General features: G+C 61.3%; 17 protein-coding genes. 7 read left to right on the forward strand and 10 right to left on the reverse strand.

Features of this window, described 5'->3' with window-relative positions:
* Nucleotides 1–1,074 precede the first annotated feature (1,074 nt).
* The 6 genes from IPF49_05120 (at nt 1,075) to IPF49_05145 (ending at nt 7,953) form a co-directional block, all read left to right on the forward strand.
* Nucleotides 1,075–2,253 carry a hypothetical protein gene (locus tag IPF49_05120; protein MBK6287019.1) on the forward strand — a complete coding sequence of 393 codons (1,179 nt, stop codon included), beginning with the start codon at nt 1,075–1,077 and terminating at the stop codon, nt 2,251–2,253.
* Nucleotides 2,254–2,309: 56 nt separating this feature from the next.
* The gene (locus IPF49_05125; GenBank protein ID MBK6287020.1) at nt 2,310–3,074 is read left to right on the forward strand and encodes a glucose 1-dehydrogenase; all 765 of its coding nucleotides are present in this window, start codon (nt 2,310–2,312) and stop codon (nt 3,072–3,074) included.
* Nucleotides 3,075–3,084: 10 nt separating this feature from the next.
* Nucleotides 3,085–3,900 (forward strand): enoyl-CoA hydratase/isomerase family protein, encoded by an 816-nt coding sequence (locus tag IPF49_05130; GenBank protein MBK6287021.1) that lies wholly within the window; start codon nt 3,085–3,087, stop codon nt 3,898–3,900.
* A gap of 87 nt (nt 3,901–3,987) precedes the next feature.
* Entirely contained in the window at nt 3,988–5,076 is a 1,089-nt protein-coding gene (locus IPF49_05135) for an acyl-CoA/acyl-ACP dehydrogenase (protein ID MBK6287022.1), read from the forward strand.
* Between the two features lie 15 nt (nt 5,077–5,091).
* Nucleotides 5,092–6,318 (forward strand): acyl-CoA dehydrogenase family protein, encoded by a 1,227-nt coding sequence (locus IPF49_05140; protein ID MBK6287023.1) that lies wholly within the window; start codon nt 5,092–5,094, stop codon nt 6,316–6,318.
* Nucleotides 6,319–6,333: 15 nt separating this feature from the next.
* Nucleotides 6,334–7,953, forward strand: a complete 1,620-nt coding sequence (locus IPF49_05145; protein ID MBK6287024.1) for an AMP-binding protein — start codon at nt 6,334–6,336, stop codon at nt 7,951–7,953.
* 73 nt (nt 7,954–8,026) lie between these two features.
* On the opposite strand, the gene IPF49_05150 is transcribed toward IPF49_05145, so the two are convergent.
* From IPF49_05150 to IPF49_05185, 8 genes are all read right to left on the reverse strand, one after another.
* Nucleotides 8,027–8,776, reverse strand: coding sequence for an SDR family oxidoreductase (locus tag IPF49_05150; protein MBK6287025.1), 750 nt, complete (start codon nt 8,774–8,776; stop codon nt 8,027–8,029).
* A 291-nt stretch (nt 8,777–9,067) separates the two neighbouring features.
* Nucleotides 9,068–11,731: an aldehyde dehydrogenase family protein gene (locus IPF49_05155; GenBank protein MBK6287026.1), complete on the reverse strand. Its 2,664-nt coding sequence runs from the start codon at nt 11,729–11,731 to the stop codon at nt 9,068–9,070.
* A gap of 87 nt (nt 11,732–11,818) precedes the next feature.
* Nucleotides 11,819–12,922, reverse strand: coding sequence for a phosphotransferase family protein (locus IPF49_05160; GenBank protein MBK6287027.1), 1,104 nt, complete (start codon nt 12,920–12,922; stop codon nt 11,819–11,821).
* 31 nt (nt 12,923–12,953) lie between these two features.
* On the reverse strand, nt 12,954–13,622 hold the full coding sequence (locus IPF49_05165; protein ID MBK6287028.1) for a molecular chaperone TorD family protein: 669 nt from the start codon (nt 13,620–13,622) through the stop codon (nt 12,954–12,956).
* On the reverse strand, nt 13,619–16,486 hold the full coding sequence (locus IPF49_05170) for a molybdopterin-dependent oxidoreductase (protein MBK6287029.1): 2,868 nt from the start codon (nt 16,484–16,486) through the stop codon (nt 13,619–13,621). The genes IPF49_05165 and IPF49_05170 overlap by 4 nt, the downstream gene beginning before the upstream one ends.
* Nucleotides 16,487–16,519: 33 nt before the next feature.
* On the reverse strand, nt 16,520–17,530 hold the full coding sequence (locus IPF49_05175) for a respiratory nitrate reductase subunit beta (protein MBK6287030.1): 1,011 nt from the start codon (nt 17,528–17,530) through the stop codon (nt 16,520–16,522).
* A gap of 41 nt (nt 17,531–17,571) precedes the next feature.
* Nucleotides 17,572–18,249, reverse strand: a complete 678-nt coding sequence (locus tag IPF49_05180) for a hypothetical protein (GenBank protein MBK6287031.1) — start codon at nt 18,247–18,249, stop codon at nt 17,572–17,574.
* 85 nt (nt 18,250–18,334) lie between these two features.
* A complete protein-coding gene (locus tag IPF49_05185) occupies nt 18,335–18,610 on the reverse strand; it encodes a hypothetical protein (protein MBK6287032.1) in 276 nt (91 codons plus the stop codon).
* 52 nt (nt 18,611–18,662) lie between these two features.
* Here IPF49_05185 and IPF49_05190 point away from each other — a divergent pair, with 52 nt between their 5' ends.
* Nucleotides 18,663–19,421, forward strand: a complete 759-nt coding sequence (locus tag IPF49_05190) for a helix-turn-helix transcriptional regulator (protein ID MBK6287033.1) — start codon at nt 18,663–18,665, stop codon at nt 19,419–19,421.
* A gap of 20 nt (nt 19,422–19,441) precedes the next feature.
* Here IPF49_05190 and IPF49_05195 read toward each other — a convergent pair whose 3' ends face one another.
* Nucleotides 19,442–20,584, reverse strand: coding sequence for an alpha-hydroxy-acid oxidizing protein (locus tag IPF49_05195; GenBank protein MBK6287034.1), 1,143 nt, complete (start codon nt 20,582–20,584; stop codon nt 19,442–19,444).
* 1 nt (nt 20,585) lies between these two features.
* Nucleotides 20,586–21,875, reverse strand: coding sequence for an L-rhamnose catabolism isomerase (gene rhaI / locus IPF49_05200; GenBank protein MBK6287035.1), 1,290 nt, complete (start codon nt 21,873–21,875; stop codon nt 20,586–20,588).
* Between the last annotated feature and the right edge of the window lie 6 nt (nt 21,876–21,881).

Consider the following 21,881-nt stretch of genomic DNA (forward strand, 5'->3'; position numbering starts at 1 on the left):
AGCGGACCGGCTAACGCGCCGCGGCGATCGTGCTTGCGTCCTTCGTGGAATGCCAGACGCAGTAGCGCTCCTCTTTCTTCAAATCCTGGAAACCCGGGGGAAGGTCGATTGACAGCTTGCAGCTGGGGAAAAAAGGCTGGGATATGCGCTCTTCGTACAGGCAGGTCTTCCACATGGCAATCGAAAGGAATCGCCATGCACTGCTGACTGGTATGGTCCCGGCCGTGTGGAGCCAGGAAGTTGGCAAGCGGCATGGCCGTGCGCCCGTTGTATTTCCCTGCGATCTGTTTCTATTTCAGGACATGAGTTTTCAATGATGGTCATTGATAACCGGACTCTGGCCCCGCTTGCATGAAATCACCGGCAAGCTGTCTATCCCATCCCGTAAGCAGAGCCAGGTAAGCTGGCGGAAGCCCACTCATGTATATAACGACGCTACCGCATACCATCGATCACCGATTGTCTACCGGTAACATGGAAGTCACCGTGCTCACCTGCAGCCACCCCGCATCCTTTGAAGCCGTCCTGGACGTGCCCGCCCACACGCTGAGCATGTCACTGTCACCACTCGCACGGGTGCTACCTGGACAAGCACGGCAACGAGGGACCATGGCTGCAGATGGGTGATGTGGCCTGCATGCCCAAAGGCAAGCAACTGAAGGTCATCGCCCTCGGGGGGTAATCACTCCTGTCGTGGAGAGTATGGTCGACCACAGCCCGTCTCCCAGCGATCGCGGTCGGCGGCTGGAATCGCCCCTGCGGGTCAAAAAGTCAACCAATCGAGATCATATCGAGCTTCGCTTGTTTTATTTTAATTATCGATAAGCTATATTTACACAAATAGCAGCATTATCGAGGAACAAGCCCTTGTGTCACAGGAGATAGCCACCAATCTCCGCCCCATTGCCGACCCGCTGCACGCCCAGTCGTTCATCGCACGACGGATTTCAGTATACGACGTCGGCATACCTTCCAATTGTTGTCTCGCGGCTCCGGGCCCCCTGCAAGCAGCCGGATAACAACGCGAGGATCGCCGGGCCCTGTGTGCTCGCCTTTTGCAGGAGCAAGCAAACCATGGACAATACCGTTAGTCCCAACAGCAATCCCGTTGGGCATCTCCTTGAAGCTGACGAACTGTTTTGCCACCAGATCATGGATTCCTTCGCCTGCGTCGGCACAACCGACCGGGACTGGACCGAGAAGGTTTGCGCCATGGCCATGGCGCGCGACGGTAGCCTGCAACTCGGATTCGGCCTCGGCAAGTACCCCAATCGCAATGTCATGGATTGTTACGCCGGAATTTCCCGCGGCAAGGAGCAAATTACCGTGCGGGCGAGTCGCCAACTCTCGCCCAAGCCAAACCTGACGGCAATCGGACCGATTCGCTATGAAGTCGTGGAGCCTCTGAACAAGGTGCGTTTTATCCTGGAGCCCAATGAGGTTCAGCCCATCGCATTCGACTGCCTTTTCGAGGGTCGCGTACCGGCAAGATTCGAGGACCGGTCTCACATTCGCCAAGGCTACCGGGTCATGACGGAACTGGTGCGCTACCACCAAACCGGCGTAGCTTCCGGCTGGATCGAGGTCGACGGGATTCGCAGCGAGATCACGTCCGAACACTGGGTCTCCACCCGCGACCATTCCTGGGGAGTGCGCTACGGCGTGGGGCGATCACCGGGCGCACTGGAACCTGCCAACGATGGCTCAGGTGAGGGTTATGAGTTTTTCTGGAGCCCGAGCTACCTGGAGCGTGCCGACGGCAGTCACTATGCCCTGTTCCTCAACTTCAGCAGGGTGACCAGCGGGCAGAGCCAGACTAGAACGGTGATGTCCGCCGTGGAGCATCCGGACGGTCGGGTCGAGCGCATCGCCGACATCGTGCCTGACCTGGACTACGACCCGGCCAACCGTCGCTTGAGGGGAGGGCAACTCGACTGCACCATGGCAGATGGCTCTGTGCGCGTGATAACGCTGGAAGCCATGTCTGAGACGGGCTTTCACCTGGGGGCCGGTCTGTATTTCGGTTTCGAGGGCAACTACCACGGCGACTGGCGCGGAAAGCGCCATGCGGATGGAGAGCGCATCGAAGACTGCACGACGTTTGAAAACACCCGGCGCCTGCACCAGATTCGCGACACCGTGATACGGATTCACGACCCCGTCGGTGGAGGCTCGGGCTGGGGTAACTGGCAGCCGATCATCATCGGCGACCACCGGCGTAGCGGACTGAAAGCGGCGGATTCTTTCTGGTAAGCACGGATTCATCGATCGCCTGGTGCGATGCGGGCAACATGACATTGGACAAAACCATGATCACAATAGACCTGTCAGGGAAAGTAGCTCTCGTCACAGGGGGCAGCAGGGGGCTGGGCAAGGCCATGTCACTCGGACTGGCCTTAGCAGGCGCTGACGTGATTGTCGCCAGCCGCAAGCTGGAAAGCTGTGAGGAGCTCTGCAAGGAGATCCGCAAGCTGGGCGTCAGGGCACTGCCTGTCGCTGCACACATGGGTGACCTCGGCGATATCGACAACCTGATCGAACGCGCCGTATCGGAGATGGGCAAGGTCGACATCCTGATCAACAACGCGGGCATCAACCCCGCGGTGGGCGGGCTCTCCGACCTGCAACCGGAGATGTTCGACAAGCTCTACAACGTCAACCTGAAGGGCCCCTGGTACCTGGCATCAAGGCTTGCGCCCAAAATGGCGGCAACCGGCGGCGGCAGCATCGTGAACGTCATCTCCGTCGGGGGTATCAAACCATCCGCCTACATGGGTTTCTACGCCATCCTGAAGGCCGGTCTCAACGCCATGACGCGCATCATGGCGGCAGAGTGGGCGCCCATGAAAATCCGCGTCAATTCCCTCGCACCCGGCAGCTATCACTCTGACCTGTTCGACAAGAGTGCAGCCGTTTTGCCTGGTTTCGAACAGGGCGCTATCGACGCCTGCCTGATGAAACGGGTTGCCGACACAGAGGAAATCGTCGGTCCGATACTGTACCTGGTCAGTGACTTCGGCAGTTATACCACCGGCACCACTTTGGTGGCCGATGGCGGCTATCTCGTATTGTGAGGCAAGCAATATGTACGAAACGGTAATCCTCGAAAAAGTCACTCCCGCCATAGCCAGGCTGACGCTTAACCGTCCGCAAGCGCGGAACGCTCTGAGCTGGCAACTCATGCAGGAACTCAAGCAGGCGCTTCACGATATCGACATCGATAACGACTGCCGCGTGGTGATCCTGACCGGCGCCGGGAGGTCTTTCTGCGCAGGACTCGATCTGATGGACCAGGCTGATCCGGCAAGTATCGAGGCTGCGGTAGGAAAGATGAAAGCCGGGCCCCGACTTGGCATGCGGTCCCAGGAGTACATGTCGGAAATGACACTCATGCTGCGAAAAATCCAGCAGCCGGTGATCGCCGCTGTGAACGGTCATGCCTACGGCGGCGGGCTGGGGCTGGCGCTGGCCAGTGACATACGTATTGCCGGTAAATCCGCAACATTCTGCACCCAATTCATTCGCCTGGGCATATCGGGCTGCGACGTGGCCGTCAGCTATACCCTGCCACGGCACATCGGGGCGTCGAGGGCGCACGACATGATACTGAGCGCGAGGGTCGTCGATGCCGCGCAGGCGGAATCCTGGGGACTGATCACGCGGTTGGTGGAAGATGAGGCGCTACAGGATGCGGCACTGGAACTGGCCGAAACACTGTGCGATTTCAGCCCTTACGGTCTTGTCTCCACGAAGCAGGGCATGTGGGCCAACCTGGATGCCGGCTCCATGGAAGCAGCAATGCATCTCGAGAACCGGAACCAGATACTCAACGGACTTTCCGGAGATGTCGAAGAGGCCGCCGCTGCATTCTTTGAAAAGCGAAAACCCGATTTCGATTGAGCAAGTCAAGCAACACACAGCTCCCGGGAAAGAGTCACATCAATGGCGCCGGCATGCCGCGCATGGCTGCGAAAAAAGGAGTAATTCGTGAACTTTGATTTTTCAGCCGACCAGCGTCTGCTGCAGGAGGCGGCGCACAGGATGCTGGCTGCAACCAGCACTTCGACGGCGGTGCGCAAGATCCTCGAGGGAGACGCACCTTATTCTGAAGCCGTTTGGCGCGAGCTGATCAACATGGGGGCGGCCTCGGCGGCGATCCCGGAAGTGTATGGCGGTTCCGGTATGGGCTATCTGGAGCTGTGCCTTGTTGCGGAGGAAGCCGGCCGCCACCTGGCGCCCGTACCATTGTCGTCGAGCTTCTACCTTGCCGCCGAGGCGCTGATTCATGGCGGCAGCGACGTGCAGAAACAACAATGGTTGCCACGCCTGGCCTCGGGTGAATTGATCGCCACGGCGCACCTCGGAAGCGTTGAAAGCTACCTCGACGGCAGCGCAAACAAAGTCGCCGGAGGAAAACTGACGGGAAGATATGTGTTGCCGGATGGTATGGTGGCGGGCCTGGCTATCGTGCGTGTGGAAGAGAATCTGCTCGCCGTTGACCTGACAGCACAGGGCGTCACGAGAAAAGCCATTACGTCACTGGACCCCACCCGCCCCTACGCGCAAATAAACTTTGATGCGACTCCGGTCGACGTACTCGCCGGTGAGGCATCGACCGGGGCCGTTGCGGCCAGGGTGCTCAACGGCGCGGCAGTGTTGCTGGCATTCGAACAGTTGGGCGGCGCCGACCAGGTGCTGCAAAACACCAAAGAGTACTCCCTGGAACGCAAGGCGTTTGGGCGGCAGATTGGCAGTTTCCAGGCGCTGAAACACAAGATGGCGGATATCTACACCGCCAATCAACTGGCACGTGCGCATGTTTACTACGGCGCGTGGGCCCTGTCCTCGGAGGCGCCGGAGTTGGCATTGGCGGCCGGTGCCGCGCGTGTTTCCGCGACAGTGGCATACAACAGTGCGGCGGAAGAAAGCATCGAAATTCACGGCGGTATCGGTTTCACCTGGGAGATGGACTGCCACCTGCACATGCGGCGCGCCCGCTTTCTGGCGCAAGTCATCGGTACTGAACATGCCTGGCGCGCCCAACTGGCGAACGAACTGATCGGGGAGGCCGCGTAGGCGGGAGAAACAGCAATGGATTTCAGAGACACCCCTGAGGAAGCGGCATTCCGGGTAGAGGTTCGGGCATGGCTCGGGGTCAATGCCACGCCTCGCACCAGCGATGATGAGCGATTTGACGCGGGCATGAGTGAAGCGGAACGCATAGCTGCCGCCCGTGAGTGGCAACGCAAAAAGGCGCAAGCCGGTTACGCAGCTATCACCTGGCCAAGGGAATTCGGGGGAATGGGCGGCACGCCGATACAGCAGGTTATTTACGGGCAGGAGGAAGAGCAGTTCCTGGTACCCCGCCAGGTGTTTGAAAACAGTTTGGGACAATGTTTGCCCACGGTGGCCATGTGGGCAAAACCTGAACTGACGGCGCAGTATATTCCACGGGGACTGCGCGGCGATGACATCTGGTGCCAGCTTTTCTCCGAGCCGGCGGCCGGCTCGGATACCGGCGGCATTCGCACCCGTGCCGAGAAGCGGGGTGACGAGTGGATTGTCAATGGACAAAAGGTGTGGACCTCCGGCGCCCACTTCTGCGATTACGGCATACTTCTGGCCAGGAGTGACTGGGAAAAGCCCAAGCAGAAGGGCCTGACCATGTTCATGCTGGACATGAAAGCGCCGGGTATCGAAGTTCGTCCCATTCACCAGATGTCCGACGAGTATGAATTCTGCGAGGTTTTCCTCACCGATGTACGGATTCCCGACAGTCATCGCCTCGGCGACGAGTGTGACGGCTGGAAAGTCATGCTGAGCACGCTCATGCACGAGCGCATGTCGCTGGGTGGAGTACTGCCATCAAACCTCCATGAAGGCCTCATCGACCTGGCACGCAAAGCGCTCTGGAACGGAAAGCCGGCTGTGGAAGATGATCGCGTCAAAGCCCGCATTGCCGACGCCTACCTCAGTCAGAAGGGTGTCGAACTCATTATTTCCCGGGGGATTACTGCCCTTTCCAGGGGACAGCAGCCGGGGCCGGAAATGTCGATTCTCAAGCTGGTCGCGGGCAAGGGTATTCTCGATATCGCGGGGTTCGCCATGGAACTGGCCGGGCCGGAGGGCATGCTCAGCCACGAGGTCCTCGGCAAGGAGTGGGCCTTTCTGCAGCGCCTCTGGCTATCTGCTCCCGGAATACGCCTGGCCGGTGGCACCGATGAGATCATGAGAAACACGGTCGCGGAGCATGTGCTGGGCCTGCCGCGCGAAATGCGGACAGATCGCGATATACCCTTCCGGGAGTTGGAGCGCTAGACGGAGACATATGAAATGAGCAGCATCAGGACGTTCAATTTGGCTGATCTGCTAGGCGTGGTGGTGGAAACGGTGCCACGGGGACGGGAAGCGTTGGTCTGTGGCTCTAGGCGGGTAAGCTATCAGGAGTTTTACGAGCGGGCGAAGCAATTGGCGCTTTGGCTGCGCAGCCAGGGGATCGCGGCCGGCGATACCTTGGGCATCCACGCGTACAGCAGTATCGAGTTCATGGAAGCAACGTTCGCTGCCTATATGATCAAGTCGATACCGGTCAACGTTAATTATCGTTATACGGCCAGCGAGGCCTGCTACATCTACGACAACGCCCACCTCAAGGGGCTGGTCTATAACTCGGCAGTGGAAGATTGCGTCGCAGACGCCTTGCTGCCAAACCACAAACTCAAGGTGCTGCTGCGCATCGGTGAGCCGGGCAATCGCCTGACACATGCCGTTGCTTTCGAGGATGCGGTTGCTGCGGGCACCGGATCCCTGGAAGACATCGAAGTCAGTGATGATGACCTGTTCATGCAATACACGGGCGGCACGACCGGCAGGCCAAAAGGCGTGCTGTGGTCCCACAAGGCAATCTTCCATGCAGCGTTCGCCGGTGGCGGCAGTCTTTGCGAAGCGGGTCCAATCGAGCATCCGCAAGAGTTGGCGGATCGCGTCAGGGAGACATACCCTTTACGCATTTTCGTCCTGGGTCCATTGATTCACGGCAATGGCATGTGGGCCACGACCATAGCACTGCTGGCGGGCTGCACCGCTCTGTTGAACGATCGGCCCGATCTGAATATCGAAAACATCCTGGATGTGGCGACCCGGGAGAAAGTGAACGTTCTAAACGTGATCGGCAACGCCATGGTGATTCCTCTGCTTGACGCCCTTAAGAGCCACCCCGAGCGCTGGGATCTTTCCAGTATCGTCTGCGTCGCCAACGGTGGTGCCATGCTTTCTCCCGACGCGGCTGATCGCCTGCGTGCTTGCCTGCCGTCCGCTGCCGTAATCGTGAATTCGATGGGCTCAACCGAGACAGGTGTCTCGGGTGCTGGATGCAAGCCTGGCGACGGCGGCCTGATTCGCCTCAAGTCGAGCGATACCGTTGACGTGGCCGTCGGTGGCGAGCGTTTTGCGCACCCTGGGGAGATGGGCATTCTGGTTCGGATGGGCTACATACCAGAGGGCTATTTCCGCGATCCCGGAAAGACTGCCGAGACGTTCGTAACCATCGACGGCAAGCGCTGTGCCATCAGCGGCGATATCGCCCGGCGGGAAGAGGACGGATCCATCACCATATTCGGACGTGATTCCCAGTGCATCAACACCGGCGGCGAAAAGGTGTTCGTTGAAGAGGTTGAGGAAGTACTACTTGCCAACGACTCGGTCAAGGATGCCCTGGTGTTGGGAATTGAAGATTCCCGCTGGGGCCAGAAAGTCGTGGCAGTGATAACCACCACCAGCGCTACCGGTGAAAATGTTGCTGCCTTGAAAGATCATTGCCGAATGAAGCTGGCGGGTTACAAAGTGCCCAAGGAAATCGTCTTTGTACCCGAGGTACCCCGTAGTCCCGCGGGAAAAGCCGATTACGCCGCAGCTCGGTCCCTGGCCGAGAGTGCGCTGGCAACCACACAATAGTTGCGCCACCCTTCGCATCCGCAGCGATTCACGGTCCAGTCTCAAAACACCCCTCTCGCAATGTTTGACATCATCAACCTGCGGTCTGGGCACCGTCTATGGGCAGAGCGATGCCGGTAACAAACCGCGCTTCGTCCGAAGCGAGGTAAGCCACGGCCGCGGCAATCTCCTCCGGCTCGGCCCCTTCCAGCAACGGCGCCAGCCTGCCCATCAGTGCCATGTCTGCTCCATCGGGCATCGCGAAATTCGCGGTGAGGGGCGTCTTGACCAGACCGGGGCAAACCGCATTGACCCGTACCGCCTGCCCCGAGTACTCCAGAGCCAGCGACTTGCTGAACATCAACACTCCTGCCTTGGTCGCACAATAGGCTGAATTGTATGCTTGGCCCACCAGGCCCGCACTGGATGACATGTTGACGATATTTCCTTTGCTCTCGATCAGATGCGGCATGGCGGCGCGACACATGAAAAACACCCCGTCCAGGTTGATACCCATGGCGCGATGCCACTGCTCGTCGGTGATTGACGTCAGGTTGTTACAGATGGCGATGCCGGCGATATTGCAGAGGATATCCAATCGGCCAAACCGTTCGATACAGCTGTCTACCGCTTTCCGACAATTGGCGGAGTCGGTGACGTCGAGCTGCACCGCCCGACTCTTTGTGCCTTGCGCAAGCAACCCGGCTGTTTTGGCGAGCCCCTCTTCGTTGATATCAGCCAATAGTAGACTGGCGCCTTCATTACCCAGGCGAAGGGCTGTGGCTCGCCCGATTCCCGAGGCAGCACCAGTGACCAGCGCGACTTTTCCTGTAAATCTGTTCATTGTTTCTCCCTGGAATATGAAGGCCCCGCCGCTAGAAGACAGTACCCACGCGCTGACCCGAGTTGCATCTTCCGACAACAAAAAAGCTGCGTGGAGGCGAAAGCTCTCGGCACCTCCCACGCGTGCCTGGTTTTCGCGCCCCCAGCGCGACGCTACGTGGCGCACAACCGCTCGGAAGTTGGCAGTGTGTGCACCACGATTCTGCCATTTTCAGTGTGTTTTGGCTCAAATGCCGGCGTTCACCCGGTGCAGAACCACCAACCGCCAGCGGATGAGTGCAAACGGGACGGATCAGATCGTGCTTTGGACGAACTCCGCCACTGCCACCGGATCGTTGACCGGACGAGGGTTGAACATGGTACTCGGATCACTCATGACGCCAGTTACAAATTGCTCGAACTGTGCCTCGATCTGATCGCCGGCAACGAGTTCGGACAGGCGCCGTGGCTGCCCTATTTCCTTCATGAGCACCTCAACGGCGTCAGCGGCCGCTTCGGCCGCGGCAACGGCGCTCATATCATGGGTATCGACGCCCAGGGCAATTGCGACTTCAACCAGCCTGGTCGTGGCGAAATCCCGGTTGAAACGCATTGCCGCGGGCAGTGCGATGCCACAGCCGGTACCGTGGTGCAAGCCAAACAGAGTGCCGACCGTGTGAGAGTAGCAGTGAGCAATGCCCAGACCCGTGTTAAGTGCAATGCCGGCCAGCGTCGACGCCGCCAGCATGTTCTGACGGGCGACCAGATCACTGCCATTTGCCACTACTTTCGGCAGATTATCTTTGATCATCCGGATCGACTGTAGCCCGAGGGCGATACCGACAGGATTCGCATCCGGGTTTACCACACTTTCGACAGCATGTGTCAGCGCATCCATCCCGGTCCCTATACTCAGGGATTTTGGCAGTCCGGTCACCAGCGTCGGATCCAGGATGGCAACGTCCGGATATAGATTGAGACCGTTGAGGAAAAATTTCCGGTGCAGGCGGCTGTTGGTGATCACCGCCGTCGCCGAGACCTCGCTTCCGGTGCCGTGCGCAGTGGGAATCGCGATGTGCGGCAGAAGTTTATTTTCGAAACGCAAAAGATTCATATTCTGGATTGCCGAGCCCCCGTTTGTCAGGGCTACCAGCGCAAGCTTGGTGCAGTCAATGCAACTGCCGCCCCCCAGGCTGATCAGACTGTCCGCACCGATCTCGCGGCAGTAATCAAGGGCTGCCTGAGCACATTCGTAAGGGGGGTCCGGCACTACCTGATCGAATACACCAGCGCAGCGATCACCAGCGGCTTGCAGGGCGCGGTCAAGCAGGCCCGCTTTGCGTACCCCGGGATCGGTGATTATCACGGCTCTTTTTGCTTCGAGCTTGCGCAGTTCGCTGTTGAGACCGGCCAATGCTTTCGGTCCACAGACAATCTTGGTTGGCGATAGATGAGTGAACTTCTCACCCTTGGGATAGGGAAACACCGAGCCGAAGGTGCTGCGGTTGACAGTGGCTTCGTTAGAGGTGTAGATCGACTTTAGCTGTGTATAGTGCTTCAGTCCTTCCTCGCCGAACTCACGGCCGATACCGCTGGCCTTGCAGCCACCGAACGGAACAAAATCGGAAAGCATGGATATGTCATTGATCGACAGGATACCGGTACGGACCCGGTTGGCAATGGTGCGCGCCCGCTTTATGTCGGTGGAGTAAACTGCTCCGGCGAGGCCATAATCACTGTCATTCGCGATGCCAATGGCCTCGTCGTCGGTTTCAAACGGGATAACCACCAGTACAGGTCCGAAAATTTCCTCGCGAGCCACCTGCATGGTGTTGCTTACGCCGGTGAGAATGGTGGGAGCGTAGTAATGGCCATTTTCATACTCGGGCCCTGTCAACCGGTGGCCGCCGCAGGCAACCGTGGCACCTTCGGCCCTGCCGATCTCGACATAGCGCTCAACAGTTTCAAGCTGTTTTTTGCTGCTCAATGGTCCCATTGCAGTATCGGGCAGCAGTTGGTAGCCAACTTTCAGATCCTGAATCCGCTCACACAGCCGTGCGATGAACCGGTCATGGATCTTGCCTGATAACAGCAGGCGCGAACCGGAGATGCATACCTGACCGGCATTCTGGAAGTTCGCAGCGATGGCGCCATCGACGGCAACATCGATGTCGGCATCATCCAGGATGATATTGGCCGATTTTCCACCCAGTTCCAGGGTCACCGGCGTAAGGTTTCTGGCAGCAAACGCCATGGAGATCCTGCCTACCTCACTGCTTCCCGTCAGTGAAACCTTGTCTACCCCCGGATGCGAACAAAGCGCTTGACCAACACTCCCGCCCGGACCGGTGATAACGTTCAGAACCCCCTTGGGAATACCGGCCTGGTTTGCCAGCTCGGCGATCATCAGCGCCGAGAGCGGCGTAGACGAGGCGGGTTTGAGCACCATCGTGTTGCCCATGACCAGAGCGTGAGCTATTTTCCACATTGCCATGGAGTACGGTACGTTCCATGGCGTGACGGCTGCACAGACACCAAGAGGCTCTCGACGGACAGTATTTTCGCCAAAAGCGAAAACCGAGCCCGACATTGACACATTTTCCTCCCAGGGAAATTTGTTGGCGGCATACCAGGCCAGATTGCGCGTCGAGTTGCAGGCGACCCACAAGCCACCGGCGGCCCAGCTCAAAGGACTGCCGTTGCTGCGGCTGTCGGCAATGGCTATCTTGTTGCAATTCACCTCAACAAGGTCGGCAAACTGGAACATGATGTCGGCACGGTCGCTGGCTGACATACGGCTCCATATGCCAATGTCAAAGGCCTCGCGCGCGGCTTCCACGGCAGCATTGACGTCGCGTTCATCGCAACATGGAACTTCTGCGAAGAATTCTCCGGTCCCCGGATCGATGACTTGCATCGTTTGGCCGCTCGCCGCACCGACTGATTCACCGGCAATAAACATTTTGTAACTATCCATGGATCCCCCTTGGTACTGCTGTCTCAATAAAATACCGCTTCAGGTTGATGTCCGGCTGAAGCCGCGCGCACATCATCCCGATCAACGTCAGGCCCACACGTCGCGGTCACCGGAAACCACCTGCCCGATCAGGCGGCGGCTGTAGATGTATTCGTCAGTGCACGCGGGGCGCTCCATTTCGCCGAACAGGATGCGTCGCTGCGAGAGGCGGATCTCGACCACCGCCTGCTGCAGCAGGCCATAGCTGATATACCAATCAATGTCGTGCAGTCGAGCGCCGGTCCGTCGCTCGTAGGCCGCGACAACCTCGTCGCGGCGCAGGAAACCGGGCATCGCGTCGATGCCCGCCATCAGCTTCGCCACGTGGCGGAAATACCGGTGGAAGAAAATCAGGTAGCCGACGTCCATCTCGCGCGGACCGAGCATCGCGAGTTCCCAGTCCAGCACGCCAACCGCCCGGAAATCTCGCCACAGCACGTTTGCCGGGCGCGCGTCGCCCCAGTTCACTACCGCCGCGCCTTCGTGCGAGGGCCAATGCGCTTCCAGCCAGTCGAAGAGTCGCTCCACGGGTGCGAAGCGCATGCCACTGCGACCCCACTCGTAGAGCGCGCGTTCGCGGGCGAAATGGCGCCTGAGCGGGGTGACGCCGTCATGAGCTATCTGCAGGAATGCGGTTTCTTCCGCGCTCGCCTTGATGCCATGGATTCCCGCCATCACGCAAAGAAGTTCCTGCTCCACCTGATCCTGCTGCGCCGCCGGCGCCCCGGCGAGCCAGCCACCGAAGACATAGGGAGGGTTGTCGGGAACCATCTCGCCGTCGATGCGTTCCATCACGAAGAACGGGACGCCGAGCGCCTCGCTTTCGCATTCCTGCCACGGCACCTTCGGGACCGCAACGGCGCTCCTGCTGCCGACGAGACGCATTACTCTCGTCTGCATGTCGAAGTCGTAGCGCGGAAACAGCGGGAACGCATCGGCGGGTGGCGGCAACCGTGCGACGAAGCGACCGTTGCGTGCGGCGCCGTTTTCGTTCCAGCGCATGTCGAAGAGCAGTGTCTCGCTGGACATGCCGGCCTTGCCGGGGCTGGTGAGCGGCGAAAGACGCGGATTACTTCCCGGACCCAGCGTTCGGGCGAACCACGCACCAAGCCGCGCGTGAAGTTCGACGGGATCGCGGTTGGAGGTGCGCATCTGATCGAGGTGCTGGCGAATCGCTGCCGGCTCAGTGAATCGCCGGTGAAGGCTTGATCTGCCCGGCTAGGCGCGCCTCCTCGGCGCGCAGGAAACGCTCCAGCAACCGGACGAGCTCGATGTAAAAACGCGGAGCCCCGTGCGCCTTCAACCGCGAGTGCAGGACTGGTATCCAGGCGCCCGGGTGGCGCGCGATGAAATCGTGCTGCGCGCGCAACACGCCTTCGGTACTCTCGCCCGCGCTGGCGAGTCCGGCCTCCTGGTATGCGAGGTAGTGCAGGAACTCGAGCTCGGTCAGCAGGTGATCGGGTTCCTCGCGCTGCCCCTCGGACAACGACAGGCCGAAGAAGTCGTAGAAACGCACCAGTTCCTCGGTTGCCTCCATGCCGGCGCTGCCGTAGCAACGGCCCTCGAGGGAGCAGCACGGTCCGTTTTCGCCGGCCACGAAGAGACGGGTGAATTCGACCGGCAGGAACTCGTCGTGCGCGCCGCAGTCCTGCAGCGCCTCCCAGTCCACTCCCACGAGCAGTGCCGGGTCGACTGCGCCGAGCAACTGTCGCAGCGCGCCCGCCAGCACGCCGGATCGTATCGCGTCCATGCCTTCATGATCCGGGTGCGAGAGCGCCGCGGTGAAAGCCGCATAGACAAGGCTGCGCGATGCATCTGCCAAGGGGTGTGCCGGCGTTTCGACTGCGTTCATGCCACGTACTTCTTCATCTCGACGCGGGTATCCCGGTCGTTTCCGGTGAACTCGTACCAGCCGACCTCGTTTTGCAGGTGACCGTGTTTGCCCGCGAACTGCGTCACTTTCACCGGGCTCGCGGATACAGAATCGTTGCTCCTGCCGGTCAGGAACTGGTTAGCCATCCAGGCGTGGTAGATGTGGACCTGTTCCGGTCGCATGCCCGGTGTCAGCTTCACGCGTGCCACGAACACGCCGACGTCGTTGCGGAACTCGGCGAAATCATGATCGGCAATACCCCGCCGTGCGGCATCGCCCGGGTTCACGAATACCACCGGCTCGCCGCGCTGCAAGCGCAACAGCAGGTCGAGATCGCGCCACATGGTGTGGATGCTCCAGCGCGTGTGGCCGCAGGTCATCGTGAGCGGATAGGCGCCACCCGACTGCGGAGGCTCCTTGTGAACCGGGAATTCCTCGCCGACCTCGATGAAAAACGGATGGTCCACGTAGAACTGCTGCCGCCCCGTGGCTGTTGGCCACGCCATCTTCTTCACCACCATGTCCTGATAGGGCACCAGGGGCTCGTCGATGCGGTAGTCGCTCGTGCCGCACCACATCTTGCCCATCTGGCTGACGCCTGTGTAGCGCATGGCGCCCTTGTTTGCGCGCAAACCCTCCAGCGTGATGCCGCGCGTCGCCGGTGACAGCGCGAGAATCATGCGCATGAGCTTCTCGTCCTCGCGTGGTCCGATGCGCTCCTTGTCGCTGAAGCGCCAGTACGCCCTGGACAGGTCGTAGGGCACACCGCGATAGGTACGTACCTCGGTGATCTCGCGTCGCCTGGCTTCGGCGCTCACGCGCTTCATCAGCAGCGAGAGGATTTCCCAGTCGGCTTTTGCCTCGCCCAGCGGCTCCACCACCTTGTCGCCGAGATGCAGATAGGGCGGATACGCGACCGAGTACTTGAAGCCGAGCTTCTCGTAGGGTCCGGCCGTGGGCAGCAGGATGTCGGAATGCCGTGCGGTGTCGTCCATGCGCAACGTCACGTCCACGACCAGCTTTGCGGTCTTGAACAGCGTGTTCTCCAGCTGATCGCCCATGCGGCGATGGCGGAACGGGTTGCCGAACATGTTGAAGATGATGTCGGGTTTCCCGAGTTCCGGGCCCGGCACATTGTGGATCTGGCCCGAGGCGATCGCTTCCTCGAGAAACTGCTCCGGCGTACGCGGCAACGTGGGGTCGTTGTAGGCGGGATCGAGCTGCACCTCGCGGGTGCCGCCGTTCAACAGCATCATCATGGATCCGGAGATGTAGGCCGGGCTCGCCGCCTGCTGCTTGCCGACCTCGGCCAGTGCTCCCCAGATTGCCGCGGGATCGTCGGGTGTCAGATCGCTCGGATGATCAACGAACGCGGCGAGCATCTTGCCGTCAAGCTCGAAGAATGTCATTTCCTGCCAGCCGCCACCCATGCGGCCGTTGTTGCCGGTGAGCGCCGCCATCAGGATCTGCGAGCGCTGTACCAGATCGCCGTGCAGGATCTTGCCCATGGCGGCACCGGCATAGATCATCGCCGACTTGGCGGTGGCGAATTCACGCGCGAAGCGCCGGATGACGTTGGCATGCACTCCGGTGATCTTCGCCGCACTCGCGAGGTCGTAGGCCGCCAGCTTGTCGCGCATGATCGAGAAGCCACTGCGCAGTGTCACCTTGGCGCCCGTGAGCAACGTCACGGTCGCGCCTTGCGGCTCCAGCACCGGGTGATCGTCGGGCGTCAGCTTCAGCGTCCGCTGTTCCGCCGCCACGGCCATGGAACTGCTGGACCACACCACCTGCTGCCTCTTCCCGTCCCACCAGCCGAAACACTCCTGCCGTCCGCCGGTCACCACGTCGGCCTCGCGCAGGAACTGCCGCGTGTCCGTGCGCACCAGCAGTGGCAGGTCAGTCTGCTCGATGATGTACGGCACATCGTGAAGATTCTCGTCGACGATGACCTTGCAGGCGGCGAGCGCCAGCGCCGCATCGGTGCCCGGCCGCGGGGAAATCCATAGGTCGGCGTGTATTGCGGTGGGGTTGAAATCCGGCGTGATCGAGACAATCTTCGCGCCGCGGTAGCGCACCTCGGTCATGAAGTGGGCATCGGGGATGCGCGTGGATACCGGGTTGCCGAACCAGTTGACGAAATAATCGGTACGGAACCAGTCATCCGACGAGGCCCCCGGTACCGGCATGCCCAGCGTGGAGGTCGCGCCGGTCATCAGGTCGCCGACGCCGGCGAAGTTCTCGGTGACGGGGATGCCCAGCTGGTTGAAGAAACGCACCATCGCGATCCAGCTCGGACCGAAGTCGCTGTTGTTGCCGTTCTCGCAATAGGCACCGACGCCGCCGCGCGTGGACAGCGTATCGACCAGCGCCGTGGCGATCTCCCCCAGCGCTTCGTCCCAGGTGATCCGCTTCCAGCGGTTTTCGCCCCGTGCCCCGACGCGCCTGAGTGGATAACGCACCCGGGCCGGACTGCGATATAGCGCAGCGGCGGAGGCGCCTTTCTGACACCCGCGCGGACTGTAATCGGGCACACTGGCATTGGTTCGGGTGTAGGGCGCGGCCTGTTCCTCGCGCCACACGATGCCGCCGCGCACGTACAGGTTCCAGGCGCAGCCGCCACTTGCACAGTTGTTGCAGGAATGAGTCCCCACTCCCACGCGGTCCCAACTCCATTTCTTGCGGTAGACGTCCCGGTAATTCCGATACTCGCGCGCGCCCGGCGGCATGCGTCCGTCGGCGAAGGCGGGCTTGAGGTTGTGCAGGTCCAGCAACAGCGTGGCCGCTCCCACGGCCGCGCCCTCGAGAAACCTGCGCCGGCTGATGCCAGATGAGGATTGCATCGCTCTCTCCTTTGCGACCTGGGCGCAGTGGCGCTATTCGACCCAGCGCACGACGGACGCCGCCGCGGGATCCTGGTCAAAACCACCGAACATGTCCTTCCATTCGTAGGCGATCAGCAGCTGCATCAGCTCTGAACTGCCGGTGACACGCATCTTCTCGCGTTCGGCCTTGACCGTGGCCAACGCATCCAGCACCTTCGGACCGAAGAGGCCCACGAGGTATTCATCGGGAATGCGCGGTGCGTTATCGTCGATATCGCCATCGGCGCCGAAGCTGGCCGGACCGATCGGTGGGACGTAGAACACGTTCGGCTCGGTGCCGTATTCGGGGTGCAGGGGCAGCGCCACTTTCCACTTGTCCACCAACTTGTAGATGGGCGCATCGGGATCATCGCGATACCCGACGAAGCGCACCCGGCCAGGGCACTGCCGCGCACAGGCCGGCGCAACGCCGGCGTCGATACGGGGAAAACAGAAGATGCATTTCTGCGCGACTTTCTTCTGGTGGTTGAAGTAGATTTTCTTGTACGGGCAAGCCGCCTGGCAGAAGCGGTAGCCGCGGCAACGATCCTCATCGACCGTGACGATGCCGTCGTCCTCGCGCTTCTCTATGGCCTGGCGCGGGCAGGCTTCCTTGCACGCCGGATGCGTGCAGTGATTGCAGATGCGCGGGAGGTAGAAGTGGAACGAATTGGGAAATGTGCCGCCACCCTCGTCCTCTTCCCAGTTCGGGCCCCATTGGGGTGCCTCGCCCAGGATCTCCAGGCGCGTGCTGCCGCCCTTTCCCTCGTAATAGATCTCGTCGTGGTTGAAATTCCATGCCTCGCCGTAATCGTTTCGCCCGGGCAGCTGGCCAGGCCTGGCGTTGCCGCCGGCATCGAAGCCACCACCCATCGTTTCCCAGTTTTTTGGCGTGCCCTTGCCGGGAACGGTATTGACGGTGTTGAACCACATGTAGTCCATGCCGTCACCCTGGGTCCAAAGCGTCTTGCAAGCCACGGTGCAGGTGTGGCATCCGAGACACTTGTTCAGGTCCATTACCATTGCGAGCTGGCGTTTGCTTGTGCTCATGTCTTTCTCTCCAATCAGGTGATGCCGTCCAGCACGAGTTCATGCCAGCCTTCGTGTGGCCCCAGCGCGAAGGCCTTGATACCCGCGCGCTCACCCTGGCTACCTTCCCAGATCGCGAGGCTCACGCCGATACGGCCGCCCGCGCCCAGCTGCGCAACCGGGCGCGAAGCCGTGGCCCGCATTGCTCGCGCGATCACCACGCGCCATTCGCCATTGCGATGCTCGCCCTGCACCTTGACCAGCTCGCGATCCAGGGTCTCGGTCGTGCCCAGCCCTTCGCCGCTGACGTGGCGACCCTGGCCGGCCTCGTCGGCACGCCAGTACCAGGCATTCACCGGCATGCCGGGAGCGCCCATGCTCATCAGGGGAGCTTTGGGGACGGTCGGAAACAGGATCGCGGCGGCATCCGGAAAGCCGGTGTCATCCTGCCCTGCGGCGCCAGTATCGGCCGAGGCATCCTGCCATTGCAGGCGGAAGGCGATATCACTGCCGTTGTGCGCCACCGCCACTGTCACGGACTTTATCGCACCTATCGTGCCGTCCGGAAAGGCGGCACGCACCGCCGATGTGGGCTGCAGCGCCGAGGGTGTGCCGCCAAGCGCAATCACCTCGACAGGTACCGGACGCCATAGCTCAGCCTCCGGGTCCAGCAGGGCCTGTAACCGCGCATCGCGCAGGAAAAGCGCTCTCATCGTTTGCTGCCTCCAGGTCGTACCGCACGTCGGTTCGAGATGTTTCCGCGTCCGGGGCTGACGCCCAGCGCCCCGAACGCTTTACTTATAGATAAGTTTTATCCGGATCGAGACGATCTGGATCAAGATTTTGTGGGACTGTTCCGAATTTCATTCCGCGGACCTGGATATCGCCCTGTCGTTCAGCCCGCGCATCGCCCTGCCGTAGCGCGGGCAGCGGGCCGCACGGCGCCGGAAGCGGCGCCGACGCAATCGCCTGTCCACCAACGCCGTGGCCAAGTTTTTTCCATAGGCCTACAATCAGGCGCAGCGGCGAGCTGCTGGCATGAAGCCAAATCGGCGTCCGCAGCCGTGAGTTCATGAATATTTCGGGCTAGTATTCATGGCGTTCGTCACATCCGGGGAATTCGTACATGCCACGACCCACCAAGCCGAAACCTGCGGCGCTACGCAAGATCGCGGCCAAGCCTGCTGCCGGGCATTCCACGCGTGCGGCAAATACGCCGGCCCGCAAGGGCCGTGTCGGCCGCCCGAGCCGGCTGTCGCGGGAGATGATCATCGATGCCGCGCTGAAGTTGCTGGCGACGCACTCTGTCGAGGAGTTCACCCTGGCGCAGGTGGCCAAGCAACTCGACACCGTGTCGATGGCGCTCTACAACTACTTCCCGAGCCGCGAGGCGTTGCTCGTCGAAGTTGCCAATCACATCGGCAAGCAGTTCACCATGCCGCCGCCGAAGCCTGCACAGGACTGGAAAACGACGCTGCGTGACTGGCTGTGGACGCTGCGCGAACTCGGCGAGAAGTATCCGGTGATTTTCAAGATCGCCGGCGTCGACGGCAAGACCTCGGCCGGCTGGCTTCGTATCACGCGGGTCCCCGGGAGGACGCTCTACGACCTGGGCTTCCGCGGCAAGGAGCTGGTGCTCCACAACTGGCTCTTCTGCCTCAAGGCACACGCGCTGCTGCATGCGGAGATCAGTGACGCCCGGTTCCATTCACCGGTGTCGCTGTCGCGTCTCGAGGAGCTCGAACCCGAGGAGCAGCAACACTTCCTCATGTTGCGGCCGTTCCAGGCACAACTCACCGGCAGCGACGTGATGGAAGCGGGATTCGCCGACCTGGTGGACAACATCGAACGCAAGCTCCCGATCAAGGCAAGGCGGCGGCGCTGAGGGGCGCATTGCGAGTCTGATCAGTCGACGCTCCACAGCACGCCACGATCAACGGAGCGCAGGTCCCGCGTACCGGTCAGGGCCATGGTCACGTCGAGCTCGGCGCGGATCAGTTCCAGCGCGCGCGTCACGCCGGAGTTGCCCATCGCACCAAGCCCATAAAGAAAAGCCTTTCCGATCATTGTGCCGTGCGCACCGCGCGCCAGCGCCTTCAGCACGTCCTGACCGCTACGCACGCCACTGTCGAACAGCAACTCGGTGTCGCTGGCCACCGCATCCGCGATTTGCGGCAGTGCCTCGATGGCGGCCGGCGCGCCGTCGAGCTGCCTTCCACCGTGATTCGAGACCACGATGGCATCAGCACCGGCGCGCACGGCGAGGCGAGCATCTTCCGGGTCGAGGATTCCTTTGATGATCAGTTTGCCGGGCCAGAGGCTTCGCACCCACTCCACGTCCTTCCAGCTGAGCGAGGCATCGAACTGGCCTGCGATCCACTGTGACAGCGTGGTGAGTCCGCGCCCGGTTGGTGCATAGCCTGCCAAGTTGCCGAAGCTGCGACTCTTCGCCGCAAGCATGCCGAGCGCCCAACGTGGCCGACACATGCTGTCGAACAGCGTGCCAAGCGTGAGCCGCGGCGGCACGGATAGCCCGTTTCTGATGTCGCGGTGGCGCTGGCCCTGTACTTGCAGGTCAGCAGTCAGGATCAGCGCGGGACACTCGGCGGCCATGGCGCGCTTGATCAGTTCAGCGATGAAGCCGCGATCGCGCATCACGTAGAGCTGGAACCAGAAGGGCTGCCGCACCGCCGCGCGCACCTGCTCGATCGAGAGAATCGACATGGTGCTCAGCGCGAAGGGTACGCCAAAGGCCTCCGCGGCCTGTGCCGCGTGGATTTCGCCGTTGGCGTGCATCAGTCCGGCGAGCCCGGTCGGTGCGAGCGCGACAGGCATGGAGACCGGGGCGCCAAGCAACGTGCTTTGAGTGTCGCGTGTCGAAACATCGATCATCACCCGCTGGCGCAGCCGGATGCGGTTCAGCTCTTCGGCGTTGGCGGCAATCGTGATTTCGTCATAGGATCCGCGGTCGACGTAGTCGAAGATCGCGCGCGGTACGCGGCGCATCGCGAGTTGCCGCAGGTCCTCGTTACAGGTGATCACCGCCATCTCAGACGATTCCGGAGTGGCTGCCGGCCGCTTGCGGGCGTTGCGACGAGATGCCGGCGCGGTACCCTGCGGCACGGAAGCAGGCGACGGGGTCGATCGCGCCGCCGGCCCGACGCCGGGCCTCGGCCAGGATCGGTGAGACGTCGCAATGAAAGGCGCGCTTCAGCGTGTTGCTGGCCATCAGCGCGTCATTGGTTTCCTGGAATCCCTCCAGCGCCGGGCGGTCGACCAGCAGGGCCTGCACGTAGCAGCGCTGCACGGCGCCTGCCGAATTGATCAGGCTTTCGATCGGGTCGGTTACGTTGTGTGACTGGTCGAGCAGGTAGGAGGGATCGAAGCCCGCCGCCGCGCGGTACTCGGCATCCACCAGTTCGTTGAAGATCAGGAACAGCTGGTAGGGATTGATCGAGGCGCTGTCGAGATCGTCGTCGCCGTACTTGCTGTCGTTGAAGTGGAATCCGGCCAGCTTCCGGAACTGGATCAGCCGTGCCACGATCATCTCGATATTGACGTTCGGCGCGTGATGCCCGAGATCGACCAAGGAATGGGCCTTCGGACCGAGCTGCATCGCGCACAGCGCGCTGGTGCCCCAGTCCTGGATCACGGTGGAGTAGAAAGCCGGTTCGTACAGCTTGTGCTCGATGAACATCCGCCAGTTGTCGGGCAGCGCGGCATAGATCACGCGCGCCGATTCGAGATAGCGTTCCAGCGCGCGCACCAGATGCTGCTGGCCCGGGAAGTTGCCGCCGTCGCCCACCCATACGGTCAGCGCACGCGAGCCAAGCTGGCGACCGTACTCGATGCAGTCCAGGTTGTGCGCGATCGCCTGCTCGCGTGCCTTCGCCGAGGTGTGCGTCAGCGAGCCGAACTTGAAGGACTCGCATTGTCCGGGCTGGTCCTGGAACGTATTGGAATTCACGGCGTCGAAGCCGAGCCCGAGTGCCGCCGCTTGCTCGCGCAGCGCGGCGTAGTCCGTGACGCAGTCCCACGGAAAGTGCGGTGACACGGTTGGCGTGCAGCGGGCAAGCGTGTGGATGACGGCGCAATCCTCCAGTTTCTCGAAAATATTGCGCGGCTCCGCAATGCCCGCAAAGCGCGCGAAACGCGTTCCCCCGGTGCCGACGCCCCAGCTCGGCACCGCGACCGCGAAAGCCTGTGCTCGCGTGGTGATCTCCTCGATATCAATGCCGGTGCGTGCGAGCTGCTCGCCGAGCGAGGCGTAGTCTTGTGTCAGAAAGGCCTCCAGCGGGCGATTCTGCGCGGCGATGAAATCGACGCTAAACGCGTTCATGATCGC

This window comes from Gammaproteobacteria bacterium (assembly GCA_016705365.1).
Lineage (GTDB): Bacteria > Pseudomonadota > Gammaproteobacteria > Pseudomonadales > UBA5518 > UBA5518.

What these genes read in the sequence shown, in the direction of transcription:
- IPF49_05190 (MBK6287033.1), top strand. Translation starts at nt 18,663, where the DNA reads ATGCCACGACCCACCAAGCCGAAACCTGCGGCGCTACGCAAGATCGCG.
- IPF49_05145 (MBK6287024.1), top strand. Translation starts at nt 6,334, where the DNA reads ATGAGCAGCATCAGGACGTTCAATTTGGCTGATCTGCTAGGCGTGGTG.
- IPF49_05125 (MBK6287020.1), top strand. Translation starts at nt 2,310, where the DNA reads ATGATCACAATAGACCTGTCAGGGAAAGTAGCTCTCGTCACAGGGGGC.
- IPF49_05130 (MBK6287021.1), top strand. Translation starts at nt 3,085, where the DNA reads ATGTACGAAACGGTAATCCTCGAAAAAGTCACTCCCGCCATAGCCAGG.
- IPF49_05185 (MBK6287032.1), bottom strand. Translation starts at nt 18,610, where the DNA reads ATGAACTCACGGCTGCGGACGCCGATTTGGCTTCATGCCAGCAGCTCG.
- IPF49_05180 (MBK6287031.1), bottom strand. Translation starts at nt 18,249, where the DNA reads ATGAGAGCGCTTTTCCTGCGCGATGCGCGGTTACAGGCCCTGCTGGAC.
- rhaI (MBK6287035.1), bottom strand. Translation starts at nt 21,875, where the DNA reads ATGAACGCGTTTAGCGTCGATTTCATCGCCGCGCAGAATCGCCCGCTG.
- IPF49_05140 (MBK6287023.1), top strand. Translation starts at nt 5,092, where the DNA reads ATGGATTTCAGAGACACCCCTGAGGAAGCGGCATTCCGGGTAGAGGTT.
- IPF49_05175 (MBK6287030.1), bottom strand. Translation starts at nt 17,530, where the DNA reads ATGGTAATGGACCTGAACAAGTGTCTCGGATGCCACACCTGCACCGTG.
- IPF49_05150 (MBK6287025.1), bottom strand. Translation starts at nt 8,776, where the DNA reads ATGAACAGATTTACAGGAAAAGTCGCGCTGGTCACTGGTGCTGCCTCG.
- IPF49_05155 (MBK6287026.1), bottom strand. Translation starts at nt 11,731, where the DNA reads ATGGATAGTTACAAAATGTTTATTGCCGGTGAATCAGTCGGTGCGGCG.
- IPF49_05165 (MBK6287028.1), bottom strand. Translation starts at nt 13,622, where the DNA reads ATGAACGCAGTCGAAACGCCGGCACACCCCTTGGCAGATGCATCGCGC.
- IPF49_05120 (MBK6287019.1), top strand. Translation starts at nt 1,075, where the DNA reads ATGGACAATACCGTTAGTCCCAACAGCAATCCCGTTGGGCATCTCCTT.
- IPF49_05195 (MBK6287034.1), bottom strand. Translation starts at nt 20,584, where the DNA reads ATGGCGGTGATCACCTGTAACGAGGACCTGCGGCAACTCGCGATGCGC.
- IPF49_05170 (MBK6287029.1), bottom strand. Translation starts at nt 16,486, where the DNA reads ATGCAATCCTCATCTGGCATCAGCCGGCGCAGGTTTCTCGAGGGCGCG.
- IPF49_05160 (MBK6287027.1), bottom strand. Translation starts at nt 12,922, where the DNA reads ATGCGCACCTCCAACCGCGATCCCGTCGAACTTCACGCGCGGCTTGGT.